This is a genomic window from Xanthomonas arboricola pv. populi, assembly GCF_002939945.1.
In the GTDB taxonomy this organism is placed as follows: domain Bacteria; phylum Pseudomonadota; class Gammaproteobacteria; order Xanthomonadales; family Xanthomonadaceae; genus Xanthomonas; species Xanthomonas arboricola_A.
This window is the reverse complement of sequence record NZ_MDEB01000009.1, coordinates 15,303-28,483: the sequence shown is the minus strand read 5'-3', so window position 1 is coordinate 28,483 and position 13,181 is coordinate 15,303. Positions and strand designations below refer to the sequence as shown.

The 13,181-nt window shown below is 65.4% G+C and carries 11 protein-coding genes; 8 read left to right on the top strand and 3 right to left on the bottom strand.

What is annotated here, in order from left to right; genetic code table 11:
- The first annotated feature begins 279 nt into the window (after window positions 1-279).
- The 4 genes from XaplCFBP3123_RS18935 to XaplCFBP3123_RS18920 all read left to right on the top strand — a co-directional run bounded on the left by XaplCFBP3123_RS18935 (window position 280) and on the right by XaplCFBP3123_RS18920 (window position 4,630).
- On the top strand, window positions 280-1,056 hold the full coding sequence (locus tag XaplCFBP3123_RS18935) for a L,D-transpeptidase family protein (RefSeq protein ID WP_104535441.1): 777 nt from the start codon (window positions 280-282) through the stop codon (window positions 1,054-1,056).
- Complete coding sequence (locus XaplCFBP3123_RS18930) at window positions 1,053-2,360, top strand: APC family permease (protein WP_104535440.1); 1,308 nt, start codon at window positions 1,053-1,055, stop codon at window positions 2,358-2,360. The genes XaplCFBP3123_RS18935 and XaplCFBP3123_RS18930 overlap by 4 nt, the downstream gene beginning before the upstream one ends.
- A gap of 272 nt (window positions 2,361-2,632) precedes the next feature.
- Complete coding sequence (locus XaplCFBP3123_RS18925; RefSeq protein ID WP_104535439.1) at window positions 2,633-2,965, top strand: hypothetical protein; 333 nt, start codon at window positions 2,633-2,635, stop codon at window positions 2,963-2,965.
- A 486-nt stretch (window positions 2,966-3,451) separates the two neighbouring features.
- The gene (locus XaplCFBP3123_RS18920) at window positions 3,452-4,630 is read left to right on the top strand and encodes a PQQ-dependent sugar dehydrogenase (RefSeq protein ID WP_104535438.1); all 1,179 of its coding nucleotides are present in this window, start codon (window positions 3,452-3,454) and stop codon (window positions 4,628-4,630) included.
- Window positions 4,631-4,917: 287 nt separating this feature from the next.
- On the opposite strand, the gene XaplCFBP3123_RS18915 is transcribed toward XaplCFBP3123_RS18920, so the two are convergent.
- The 3 genes from XaplCFBP3123_RS18915 to tsaD all read right to left on the bottom strand — a co-directional run bounded on the left by XaplCFBP3123_RS18915 (window position 4,918) and on the right by tsaD (window position 8,825).
- Window positions 4,918-7,089, bottom strand: coding sequence for a glycoside hydrolase family 3 N-terminal domain-containing protein (locus XaplCFBP3123_RS18915; protein WP_104535437.1), 2,172 nt, complete (start codon window positions 7,087-7,089; stop codon window positions 4,918-4,920).
- 231 nt (window positions 7,090-7,320) lie between these two features.
- Window positions 7,321-7,677: a dihydroneopterin aldolase gene (folB, locus tag XaplCFBP3123_RS18910; protein WP_104535436.1), complete on the bottom strand. Its 357-nt coding sequence runs from the start codon at window positions 7,675-7,677 to the stop codon at window positions 7,321-7,323.
- 86 nt (window positions 7,678-7,763) lie between these two features.
- Window positions 7,764-8,825, bottom strand: coding sequence for a tRNA (adenosine(37)-N6)-threonylcarbamoyltransferase complex transferase subunit TsaD (gene tsaD, locus XaplCFBP3123_RS18905; RefSeq protein ID WP_104535435.1), 1,062 nt, complete (start codon window positions 8,823-8,825; stop codon window positions 7,764-7,766).
- Between the two features lie 280 nt (window positions 8,826-9,105).
- On the opposite strand from tsaD, the gene rpsU reads away from it, so the two are divergent.
- The 4 genes from rpsU (at window position 9,106) to dnaG (ending at window position 13,080) form a co-directional block, all read left to right on the top strand.
- Complete coding sequence (gene rpsU, locus XaplCFBP3123_RS18900) at window positions 9,106-9,321, top strand: 30S ribosomal protein S21 (RefSeq protein ID WP_002808376.1); 216 nt, start codon at window positions 9,106-9,108, stop codon at window positions 9,319-9,321.
- 251 nt (window positions 9,322-9,572) lie between these two features.
- A complete protein-coding gene (locus XaplCFBP3123_RS18895; protein ID WP_104535434.1) occupies window positions 9,573-10,019 on the top strand; it encodes a GatB/YqeY domain-containing protein in 447 nt (148 codons plus the stop codon).
- 249 nt (window positions 10,020-10,268) lie between these two features.
- A complete protein-coding gene (locus XaplCFBP3123_RS18890) occupies window positions 10,269-11,219 on the top strand; it encodes a YihY/virulence factor BrkB family protein (protein ID WP_172453380.1) in 951 nt (316 codons plus the stop codon).
- Window positions 11,220-11,331: 112 nt separating this feature from the next.
- A complete protein-coding gene (gene dnaG / locus XaplCFBP3123_RS18885) occupies window positions 11,332-13,080 on the top strand; it encodes a DNA primase (protein WP_104535432.1) in 1,749 nt (582 codons plus the stop codon).
- The last annotated feature ends 101 nt before the right edge of the window (window positions 13,081-13,181 follow it).

The window sequence follows — 13,181 nt, the reverse complement described above, 5'->3', positions numbered from 1 at the left end:
CAAGGACCCTGCAACCAAGTTGCAGACCCGACGCTCTGTAACCAGCTCATTCATGCGGTCCAAGCCTCCCAAGACAACGAAATATAGTTTAGTTAACCGTTACAAGCCCCGCCAAGCAGGCGCACGGACATGGTGCGCGCATGCGGCACACGGCCGCATTGCTGAGTACAGTAGCGACACGATGGTGTGCGCAACGCGGTGCCACCGCAGCGCACTGTCTCCGCCAACCGTGTATCGATCCCAGACTCGTCCCCGCTCGACCCATTCCCCGGAGCCTGCATGCGCCTTGCCACCTTGTTTCGATCCGTTGCGCTGTTGGCGATGGCGAGCTGCAGCAGCCTTGCCGTCGCTGCCGGGCCAATCGATGCCCTGAATCAAGCGCGCGCATTGATCGTGGTGACCACGCCGGATTGGGATAGCACACAGGCGCGCCTGCAGACATTCACCCGCGTGGACGGCCACTGGCAACCGGCCGCACCGGGCTTTGAAGTCGCGCTCGGGCGCCGTGGCAGCGCCTGGGGCGATGGCCTGCATCCGGCGCAGACGCAAGGCCCGCACAAGCGCGAAGGCGACGGTCGCAGCCCGGCCGGCGTATTCGCGATCGGCCCGGCCTTCGGTTACGCCCAACAGATCGACAGCGCCATGCCGTACCAGGCGATGAGCGCCACCCACTACTGCATGGACGTGCCGGGTTCGCCGCTGTACAACCGCATCGTCGACGCCGCGCAGGTCGGTGAGGCCGCAGTGGCCGGATCGACCGAACCGATGCGCCTGGACCTGCAACATCCCGGCGATGCGCGTTACAGCGAGGGCTTTGTGATCGCCCACAATCCCAACGCGGTTCCCGGGCGCGGCAGCTGCATCTTCGCGCACCTGTGGCGCACGCCGGGCCAGTTCACCGCCGGCTGCACCGCGATGGCGCCGGCCGATATGCAACGCCTGCTGGCCTGGTTGAAGCCCGACGACACACCGCTGTTCGTGCTGTTGCCGCGTGCCGAATACGCACGCCTGCAAGCCCGGTGGCAGTTGCCCGAGTTGAAGGAGGTGGGCCGATGAGCAGCGCGGCTCCCGCACCCGACCCCACTGGCCTGGTCCGCGTGGTCAGCCGCTGGCAGATCGTCGGCTTGTCCATCAACGATGTCATCGGCAGCGGCATCTATCTGCTGCCGGCGGCCACCGCTGCGCTGCTGGGGCCGATGAGCCTGTGGGCGGTGATGCTGGCGGGTCTGGCGGTGGCGTTGCTGGTGTTGTGCTACGCGCAGGCGGCGAGCTATTTCGACACGCCGGGCGGCAGTTATCTGTACACGCGTGAGGCGTTCGGCCCGTTTGTCGGCTTTCAGATCGGCTGGATGATCTGGCTCACCCGCATCAGTTCGGCAGCGGCATTGAGCAACGGCCTGGCCGACGCGGTCGCGCGGTTCTGGCCGACCGTGGCGACCGATCACTGGGCACGCTTGCTGGTGGTCGTCGGTTCTTTGGGTATGCTCACCGCCATCAACGTGATCGGCGTGAAATCGGCTGCGCGTACCGGCATCGCACTGGTGATCGGCAAGCTGGTGCCGTTGCTGCTGTTCGTGGCAATCGGTGTGTTCTACGTGGACTGGTCGTGGGCCTTTGCCGGCACCACGCCGGATTTGCGCGATCTGGGCAATCTGGGCGAAGCGGCCTTGCTGCTGCTGTTTGCCTATGCGGGCTTCGAAAACATTCCTGCGGCCGCTGGCGAATACCGCAACCCGCGTCGCGACGTGCCATTCGCGCTGATCACCATGATCGTCACCGTCACCTTGATCTATGCGGCGGTCCAGGTCGTCGCACAGGGCACGCTGCCCAATCTTGCCGCCTCGCCGACGCCATTGGCCGATGCCGCAAGCCGTTTCGGTGGCGAAGCGCTGGCATTGATCCTCACCGTGGGCGCCACCATTTCCATCCTCGGCACCACCAGCAATACGGTCATGCTCGGGCCGCGGTTTCTGTTCGCGCTGGCACACGATGGCTACGGCCCCGTATTTCTGGCACGCGTGCATCCGCGCTTCCACACCCCGGCAGCGGCAGTGCTGACCCAGGGCGTGCTGTCGCTGGCGCTGGCGCTGTCGGGCTCGTTTACGCAGCTGGCATTGCTGTCGATGGTCACCCGGCTGTTTGCCTATATCGGCACGGCTGCAGCAGTGATCGTGCTGGCGCGTCGCTACCGGCAACGCACCGACACCTTGCGCCTGCCTGGCGGGCCGGCCATTCCCATCGCCGCGCTGCTGCTGTCGCTGGGCCTGCTCGCCAGCGCCAGCTGGCAGAACCTGGCGGCTGCCGGGGTGGCGCTGCTGGTGGGCTGGGTGATTTACCTGTTTCCGCGCAAGCCCGCCTAACGGCTTTCGCAGGACGCTCGCGTAGCGCTCACGCACGACTACCCGTGCCCGTCCAAGGCTGCAGGCCTCACCTGCACGGGAACTTGCAATGAAACTGCGCCGTGTCTACAGCACGCCCGATATCGAGAGCGCGCAACGCGTCATGCAAGCCGCACGCAGCGCCCGCATCGACAACAAACGCCGCATGTCTTGATGCCTTCCTCACCGGGCCTGGCAACGGATTTAACACCTGCCCGCCTACGTTAGAGCACACATTCATTACGGAGACGGGCATGAACGTGCCGTATCAGATTCCAGGCCGCGCGCCTGACGAAGACCGCAGCCAGAACGTATCCAATTATTGGCGCGAACGCTTCACCGAAGAATCGTATTACACCGAAGGTGACCGCTACGAAGATTACGAGGGAGCCTACCTGGCAGGACACGAGGCGCGTATCCGCGAAAACGCACGTGCTTACGATCAGGTGGAAGCAGAATTGCAACGCGAGTGGGAAGCCAACCGCGGCACCGATGGCTTGAGTTGGAGCAAGGCCCGTCATGCGGTCAAGCGTGCCTGGGAGAATGCGACAGATTTAGTGACTGGCGATAACAAATCCAAGCCCTGAACACAACAACGCCACCGTCGAGGTGGCGTTGTCGTATCAACGGCTCGCGCAGCAACGGCTGCGGACTGAAACCGGCATTCCAGTGAGTACCGTCCCTCACCGGAATGCCGTCCACGCGATCACACACGCGCTCTTGCAACGATACCGATGCGAACACACCAACAAACAGCGACGTCAGGCAGTAAGCCACTTCATCAGCAGCATTTGCGCCTTCCGCAGCCCAATCAGATGGGCAGCGCTGCCCAGCAGCTATGCAGCGCGGCACGCACGCAGCACGCAGCGGTGAATGCAGCCGAGGTTTTCGCGATGCGGCCATGAAACCTCCTTTTCATAGTGAAACAACGATCCGGGATAAGTGCGTTCCGCAGAGAGTGATCTAGGACAAGGGCGGCCTCGACGGCGTCGTGTAAGGTGTTTGAAAACCCAACGCAGGACACGTTGCGGGAGGGCTGCAACGTCACTGCGCCCCATCCCCTGGAGGACCACATGTCTGTCCAACGTCTGCTTGCTCTGGCCTGCTCGGCCACTTTGTTTACCACCACCGCCGCATGTGCTGCGCCTGCCGTCGCGCCGGCTGCCGCCATTCCCAAGGCGCAGTGGCCGTTCCAGGCCACCACCGTTGCCGATTTCGACGAACCCTGGGCAATGACCTTTCTGCCCGACGGCAGCCTGCTGGTCAGCGAAAAGCGCGGGGCGTTGATGCGGCTGGACCCCAAGACCAAGCGCAAGAGCGCCATTACCGGCATTCCGGCAGTGGCCTACGGCGGCCAGGGCGGCTTCGGCGATGTCCTGGCGCATCCGCGCTTTGCCAAGAATGGCCTGGTCTATGTCAGCTACGCCGAACCCGGGCAGGGCGATACCCGCGGCGCGGCAGTGGCACGCGCCAAGCTCACGCTGGATGCCACCGGGGGCGGCACGCTGTCGGATTTGAAGGTGATCTGGCGCCAGGATCCCAAGGTCACCGGCAACGGCCACTTCGGGCACAGGCTCGCCTTCGGCCCGGACGGCAAGCTGTGGATCAGCTCCAGCGAACGCCAGAAGTTCACCCCCGCCCAGGACATGCAAGCCAATCTCGGCAAGCTGATCCGTCTCAACGATGACGGCAGCGTACCGGCCGACAACCCGTTCGCTGCGCAGGGCGGCGTTGCCGCGCAGGTGTGGTCGCTGGGTCACCGCAATATTCTCGGCCTGGCCTTCGACGGCAAGGGCCGCCTGTGGGAGCACGAAATGGGCCCGCTCGGCGGCGATGAGCTGAACCTGATCCAGCGCGGCGCCAACTACGGTTACCCGGTCGTCTCCAACGGCGACAACTACGACGGCACCCCGATCCCGGATCACGACACCCGCCCGGAATTTGCCGCACCCAAGATCAGCTGGACACCGGTGATCTCGCCAGCCGGCTTTGTGATCTACAGCGGCACGCAGTTCCCGGCATGGCGCGGCAACGGCTTTATCGGCGGGTTGTCGTCGATGGCGCTGGTGCAGGTTTCGCTCGGCGATCAGCCACGCGAAGTGGCCCGCTACGACATGGGCGCACGCATTCGCGAAGTAGAACAGGGTCCGGACGGCGCGCTGTGGTTGCTGGAAGACGAAGCCAGCGGCAGCACCGGGCGCCTGCTCAAGCTGACGCCCAAGAGCAAGGCGGCAGTCGACAACGACGCATAACTCCGCAAGATCGCGTCCAGGCGAATCGTGCCACCGACACGCGTCACCCGCGTGCTGGCGGTGGTCACGATTTTCGCGGTAACGCTGCGGTCGATCCGGTGCGGTGCATGGCACGATACATGCCGGTGCCAGCGGACCCTGGCCCTACATCGACCAGGCACGCGCCTATATCACCTCTGACCCGATGGCGGCGCGCCCTTGGGCCACGTCCGTCATCGTCGAACCCGGTGCAGTAGTTGCCCCCCGCTGCTTATGGCGTGAGTGCGCCATACCATGCCCGCGCGCGTTCAGGCCTCAAGCAACTCGAACGTCACTGCCTCGCCGCTCTTGGCCGATGCGCATACCCATACATCGAACACGCCGGGCTCGGCGCCAAACACGTTCTTGTGATTGGTGAAGGCCAGTGCATCGCGCGCCAGGGTGAAGGTCACGTCCGCGCTTTCGCCAGGCTGCAACAACACCTTGCGAAAGCCTTTGAGTTCGCGCACCGGACGCACCCGGCTGGCCACGCGATCGTGCACATACAGCTGCACCACCTCTTCGCCGGCCACGCGGCCGGTGTTGGTGACGCGTGTGGTGATGGTCAGGGTCTGGTCCCAGCCGAGCTGCGCGCTGCTCAACTGCGGCTGCGCGTACGCAAAGGTGGTGTAGCTCAAGCCATGGCCGAACGGATACAACGGCTCGTTGGGCATCTCGCGCCAGCGTGCCTTGTACTCGGACAGCGTCGGCAGTTCCGGGCGACCAGTGCGCAGATGATTGTAGAAATACGGCTGTTGCCCGGTCACCTGCGGAAAGCTGATCGGCAGACGCGCGGACGGGTTGTAGTCGCCGAACAACACATCGGCCACGCCGGTGCCGGTCTGTGTGCCCAGGTACCAGGTCACTGCAATCGCATCGGCGTCGCGCACCGCACCGCTCAGCGCCAGCGCGCGGCCATTGCGCAGCAACACCACCATCGGCGTGCCGGTGGCGGCGATGGCTTCGGCCAATGCCTGCTGCGCCGGCGGCAACACGATCTCGGTACGCGACTGCGCCTCGCCACTGAACCGCTGCGGCTCGCCCAGCGCCAGCACCACCACGTCGGCGGCCTGCGCCGCATCGATGGCGGCGGAAATACCGCCCGGCAGCGCCTCTTCCAAACCGCAACCCGGCACCACAGTCAGATGCTCGCTGCCGACCACCGCACGCACGCCCTGCTCCAGGGTCACATAGCGCTGCTTGTCGCCGAACAGCGTCCAGCAACCCTCGATGTTCTCGCGGTCCTGCACGAACGGCCCGATCAGCGCGATGCGCTGTCCGCTTTTCTTCAGCGGCAACACGTCGCCGTCGTTCTTCAGCAACACGATCGAACGCCGCGCCGCATCGCGCGACAGCGCATCGTGCGCGGGCAGATGCGCGGTGTCGGCTTCGCGTGCCGGATCCAGCGAGCGGTACGGGTTGTCGAACAGCCCGATCGCTTCCTTCAGCTGCAGCATGCGGCGGACGCTGGCATCCAGCGTGGCCATCGGCACCTCGCCGCTTTCCACCAGCGACGGCAGATGCGCGGCATAAAAGCCGCTCTGCATGCTCAGATCCAGACCAGCCAGGAACGCCTTCTTGGTCGCATCGCGTTCATCGGCCGCATAGCCGTGCGCAATCAGTTCCATGTCGGCGGTGTAATCGGAAATCACCACGCCGGGGAATTGCCATTGCCCGCGCAGGATCTCGGTCAGCAATTCGTGATTGGCACTGGCCGGCACGCCGTTGATGTCGTTGAACGAGGACATCACGGTCAGTGCGCCGGCATCGAAGGCAGCCTTGAACGGCGGCAGATGCACATCGCGCAGGGTCTGCGGCGCGATGTCCACGGTGTTGTATTCCATGCCCGCGGCCACCGCGCCGTAGGCGGCGAAGTGCTTGGGCGTGGCCAGCAGGCAATCGTCGGCCTTCAGATCGCCGCCCTGGAAGCCGCGCACGCGGGCGGCGGCAAACGCCGCGCCCAGTACCACGTCTTCCCCGGCGCCTTCCGCGCCACGGCCCCAGCGCTGGTCGCGCGCGATGTCCACGGCCGGTGCGTAGGTCCAGTGCAGGCCTGCGGCAGTCGCTTCGATCGCGGTGGCGCGCGCGGTACGCTCGGCCAGCTCAGGCTCGAAGCTGGCCGCCTCGCCCAGCGGAATCGGGAACACCGTGCGCATGCCGTGGATCACATCCGCCGCCAGGATCACCGGGATGCCCAGGCGGCTTTCCTCCACCGCCACCTTCTGGATCTGCACGCCCAGCGCGGCGCCGACGCCATTGAACAACGAGCCGACCCGGCCCGCGCGCACCTGCTGCAGCACCTCGTCGGCGTTGAGCACATTGGCTTCGGGATTCACGTCCGGCGCGAACGGCCGCACCATGTCGGCGAACACACCCAACTGTCCGACCTTCTCTTCGACGGTCATCTGGGCAATCAGGGTTTCGATACGATCAGCAGCCATGAGATCCTTGAGAAAACGTTTACATGGCCGTCAATTCTAGCCTGACGCGACCGCGAGGGTGCAAGTGGCGGGATTTGGAATTCGGGATTGGGGATTTGTAGGGCCCGGTTGAACCGCGCTTTGGTGCCGTGGATCGGCAACGTGGTTGTGGATCGCTAGTCCGGCGCCAGGTGGATCTCCGGGGCAAGGCCATGGCTCGAAGTCGCCGCCCGATGCAGCACTCGGTGGCCGTCAGCGGGCCCGTTCGCGCTCGATGATCACCCCTACCGCCTGCGCGCCGCGCACCGCACCGGGCTTGCTCAGCTTCAACCGCAGCCAGTGCACGCCGAACTCGTCCAGCACGATCGCCGCGCAGCGCTCGGCCAGGGTCTCGACCAGCCCGAAGTCCGAAGCCTGCACGAATTCGATCACGCGCTTGCTCACCGCCTTGTAGTTCAAGGTATCGGCGATATCGTCGCTGGCGGCCGGAATACGGTTGTCGAAGCCCATCTCCAGATCGAACCGCAGCGTCTGGCGGATGCGCCGCTCCCAGTCGTAGATGCCGATCAGCGCATCGATTTCCAGGCCTTCAATAAAAACTTTGTCCATAGGTGGGGAATCGGGAATGGGGATTAGGGAATGGTGAGAAGCACAAGCAACGACAGGGCAGCGCGAACGGAATCGAAATAGCGCTCTTACGATTCCCGATTCCCTACTCCCGATTCCCCCGCCGCCAGCGGCGGCAGCGCAGCCATATCCCAGCGCGGCGTCACATGCACCGCCGCGTCGGCGCGCTCGCCGGCTTGCAGCCGCAGCGCGCCGGCGAAGGCGATCATCGCGCCGTTATCGGTGCACAAGGCTGGCCGCGGGAAGCACACCCGGCCACCGCGCCGCTGCGCCGCGTCCTGCAGGCGCGCGCGCAGGCGCTTGTTGGCGCCCACGCCCCCGGCCACCACCAGGGTGTTGCAATCGGCCGCATCCAGCGCGCGCAGGCATTTGATCGCCAGCGTCTCCACCACCGCATCCTCGAACCCGCGTGCGATATCCGCCCGCGTGGTGTCGGACTGGTCGCTGGCGCGCCAGGCCAGCAGTACCTGGGTCTTGAGCCCGCTGAAACTGAAATCCAGCCCGGGCCGGTCGGTCATCGGCCGCGCGAACTTGTAGCGCCCCGGGGTGCCGGTTTCGGCCAGGGCGGCCAGCTGCGGTCCGCCCGGATACGGCAGGCCCATCATCTTGGCGGTTTTGTCGAAGGCCTCGCCGGCCGCATCGTCCAGGGTCTCGCCGAGCACGGCGTACTCGCCCAGCGCCTTCACCGACACCAACTGGGTGTGCCCGCCGGAGACCAGCAGCGCCACAAAGGGCGGCTGCGGCGGGTCGTCTTCCATCAGCGGCGCCAGCAGATGGCCTTCCATGTGATGCACGCCGATCGCCGGCACATCCAGCGCCCAGGCCAGCGACCGCGCCACCCCGGCACCTACAAGGAGTGCGCCGACCAGGCCCGGGCCGGCGGTATAGGCCACGCCATCGAGTTCGTCGATCCCCAATCCAGCCTCGTCCAGAGTCTGGCGGATCAGCGGCAGCAGCTTGCGCACATGGTCGCGACTGGCCAGCTCCGGCACCACCCCGCCGTATTCGGCATGCAGCGCGATCTGGCTGTAGACCGCGTGGGCACGCAGCGCCGGCACGCCGGACAGCGTGGTGTCGTAGACCGCCACGCCGGTCTCATCGCACGATGATTCAATCCCAAGAACTTTCACGGCAACTCGGCAGGCAGGCACATGCGGTCTATTTTCGCAGCTTTTGTCCTGCGCAGATCGGCCAAGGGTGATCTGCTGCGCTGCCGTGTGATCGGCACCGGATCCCGCGCAAGCGCAAGGTTTATCAGGCCTGCACGCGCACATGCTGCCGGGGACTTGCAGGCCGCCTGCAAGTCGTTATAATGCGCGGCTCGCCGGGGCAACCCGGAAATTCCGTCACGCGAGTCCGCTCGCACCCGCCCGGGGCTCCCGGACGGAAATCCCATTATCTGGAGAACCCATGCCCAGCGTTAAAGTCCGCGAGAACGAGCCCTTCGAATTTGCGCTCCGCCGTTTCAAGCGCACCTGCGAAAAGGCCGGCGTGCTGGCCGAAACCCGCAAGCGCGAGTTCTATGAAAAGCCGACCCAGGAGCGCAAGCGCAAGGCTGCCGCTGCTGTGAAGCGTCAGTTGCGCCGTTCCTCGCGCGACGTCACCAAGCGCCAGCGCTTGTACTGATCGAACGCGGTTCCTTACCGACGGGCATGCGCTGAAGGCGCGGCCCTTCGGAGTGGAACCCAAGAGCCGGCACGCGCAAGCGTCGCCGGCTTTTTGTATTGGTCCGATGCCAGGCGAGCGTTGCGCTCTGCGCAACTGCAGAGGCGACCGGCATCTCTGCCGTCATCCGCGCCTGGCCCTACTTCCTGCCGATGCAATGCCCGTCATGGCGCATCGGCACATCTGCAACACGCACTCCCAGGAGTTACACCATGCCCCTCAAGCAGCAGCTCACCGATGACATGAAAGCCGCCATGAAGTCCGGCGACAAGCACAGCCTGGGCGTGATCCGGCTGATCAATGCCGCGATCAAGCAGAAGGAAGTGGACGAGCGCATCGAGATGGACGATGCCGCCGTGATCGCCGTGCTCGACAAGATGGTCAAGCAGCGCAAGGACTCGGTCACACAGTTCGAAGCCGCCGCACGCGAAGACCTGGCGCAGATCGAGCGCGAGGAGATCGTGGTGATCGAGCGTTACCTGCCGGCCAAGATGGGCGAAGCCGAGATCGTCGCCGCCATCCAGGCAGCAATCGCACAGACCGGTGCCAGCAGCCCGGCCGACATCGGCAAGCTGATGGGCGCACTCAAGCCCAGGCTGGCCGGTCAGGCCGACATGGGCCAGGTCTCGACGCTGGTCAAGCAGCACCTGGCAGGCTGAGTTCTCGCCTGCCCAGTGCCCTGTTGCCCGATGGCCAGGGCACTGCAGCGAGCCGCCTGAGTGCGGCTGGTTGCAGCGCCGTTTCAACGGCAGCAGACGCGCGACATCCAGCGCTCGCTTTCACCAGATCTTTGAACGCGCCCTGTTAGAACACCTTCGCCAGCACAGGTCCGGGCGAAGCATTCCGCATGCCGGCTTCGCCTCATGACGCCCGTGCACACAACGGTATGCCCAAGGATTCCCCCGCCGGTGACGACGCTCTCAACCGAACACCTGCAGAAGCATCTGGGCCGCCTGCAGCGCAGCCTGCCGATGGCACTGCTCAATCGCTTTCTCGAGATCGACGTGATGACGCAGGCCGCGTCGCTGTCGTTCTATGCCTTGCTGTCGCTGGCACCGCTGCTGGTGCTGCTGCTGTGGCTGACCGCATCGCTGTATCCACCTGCGCAGGAAGCGCTGGTGCAGCAGATCGCGCAACTGGCCGGCGGCAGCGCGGCGGAAGTGGCCGACACGGTGATCCGCAATGCCACCGATCAGCCCGGTGTGGGCTCGTTGGCCGGACTGTGGAGCACGTTGCTGCTGTTCATCGGCGCCACGGCGGTGTTTGCGCAATTGCAGAACGCACTGAACCTGATCTTCCGCACCGACAAGCAGCGCCTGGAAGGCCTGATGGCGTGGCTGAAGAAGCGCGTGTTCTCGTTCGGCGTCATCCTGGCACTGGGCTTTTTGTTGATCGTATCGATGATTGCCACCACCGCGTTGCAGGTGGTGTTCGCACGTCTGCCATCGGTGCTGCCGGCGATCGGCTACCTCACCACCCTGGCGCTGTATTCGCTCGCCTTCGCTTTCCTGTATCGCTATCTGCCCGATCGCACCGTCAACTGGCGGCAGGCCTTCGTCGGCGGCGTGATCACCGCGCTGCTGTTCGCACTGGGTCGCTACGGCATCGGCCTGTACATCGCCAGGGCCGCCCCCGGCAGCGCGTATGGTTCGATGGGCACTCTGGTGATCCTGCTGGTGTGGATGTACTACGCCTCGGTGGTGTTCTTCGTCGGCGCCCTGCTGACTGCCGTGATCGACGAGCGCGTGCGCTCGCATCGCAAGCTGCGCGAAGCCGGTGTGGATACCGACAACCTGCCGCCGGTCGCCGCCGAACCAGGCGCCACGCTGCAGCCCCCGGCAGCACCGACACGCAGTTGATCGCGACTTGATGCGCCTGGTGCCGCGCATACCCGGGCGGCACGCACCGCTTCGCTGAGGGCCATCGCTCACTGACACCAGCGAGCGCCGGCCGCTGGGATATCCTAGCGGGATGGCCCGCATCCCCGACGCATTCATCGACGAACTGCTTGCACGCACCGACATCGTCGAGGTGGTGGGCGGCCGGGTGCCGCTCAAGCGTCAGGGCAAGGAATACTCGGCGCGCTGTCCGTTCCACGACGAGCGCTCGGCCTCGTTCACGGTGTCCCCCACCAAGCAGTTCTATCACTGCTTCGGCTGCGGCGCACACGGCACCGCGATCAGCTTCTTGATGAATTACGACCGCCTCGAATTTCTCGATGCGGTCGACGAGCTGGCCAAGCGCGCCGGCATGGACATCCCGCGCGAGACCCAGCAACGCACCCCGCAGCAGCAGGACGACAGCCGCGAGCTGTATTCGGCACTGGAAGCGGCGACCAAGTTCTTCCAGCGTCAGCTCGAAGGCAGCGAACGCGCCTGCGACTATCTGGACGGCCGCGGCGTGGATGCCGACAACCGCGCGCGTTTCCAGATCGGCTACGCGCCCGATGGCTATAGCGCACTGAAGGACACGCTGGGCACCGATGCGCGCCGCATGAGCGTGCTCGAACGCGCCGGGCTGTTTTCCAAGAACGATCGCGGCCATGTCTACGACAAGTTCCGCGACCGGGTGATGTTCCCGATCTTCGACCGCCGTGGCCGCGTGATCGCCTTCGGCGGCCGCATCATGGGCGCGCCGGCCGATGGCCGCGACCCGGGGCCGAAGTACCTCAATTCGCCGGAAACCGCGCTGTTCCACAAGGGCCGCGAGTTGTACGGCCTGTGGCAGGTGCGCCAGGCCAATCAGAAGATCGAGCGGCTGATCGTGGTGGAAGGCTACATGGACGTGGTCTCGCTGTTCCAGTTCGGCGTCACCCAGGCGGTGGCCACGCTGGGCACCGCGACCACGCCCGAACATGCCGAACTGCTGTTCCGCAACGCGCCGGATGTGTATTTCTGCTTCGACGGCGACAACGCCGGTCGCAAGGCGGGCTGGCGTGCACTGGAATCGGTACTGCCGCGCATGAAGGACGGCCGCCAGGCGTTCTTCCTGTTCCTGCCCGACGGCGAGGACCCGGACACCATCGTGCGCAAGGAAGGCGCGCAGGCCTTCGATCAGCGGCTGAAGCAGGCCACGCCGCTGTCGCAGTTCTTCTTCGACGAGATGTCGCGTGAGATCAATCTGCACACGCTCGATGGCAAGGCGCGTCTGGCCGAACGCGCAAAACCGATGCTGGCGCAGATTCCCGAAGGCGCGTTCGGCGACCTGATGAAGCAGGAGCTGTCGCGCCTGACCGGCGTGGGCGCCACCAGCGCGACACAGGTGTCCGCACCGCAAGGACGGCCATCTGCACGCATGGGCGCGCCCACGCAAAAACGCAGCCTGGTGCGCGCGTCGATCGCGATCCTGCTGCAGCGGCCGTCGCTGGCGATGAGCCTGGAGGGCGACCACGATTTTTCCGGCCTGCGCCTGCCCGGCATCGAGCTGTTGATGGAGCTGCTGGCACTGGTGCGGCAACGCCCGGAAATCAGCACCGGCGCACTGCTGGAACACTTCGCCGAACGCGACGAACAGGCTGCCCTGCAGAAACTGGCCGCACAGGCACTGCCCGGCGACGAACACAGCTGGGCGATGGAGCTGCATGACGTCGTCGCGCAACTGGACAAGCAATTGCTGCGTCAGCGCCTGGACGAGCTGCAGGACAAGCAGCGCGCGCAGGGCCTGGACGACACCGACAAATACGAGCTGCGCGAGCTGTTCAAGGCGCTCGCCGCGTTGTAACGCGGACTGGCGCAACGGGATCAGCTCACGCTGGCGGGTACGGTGCCGTGCGAGTACGCGTCGTAGAATGGCGCGCACTAGGCGCCTAAGCGCGGATTTCC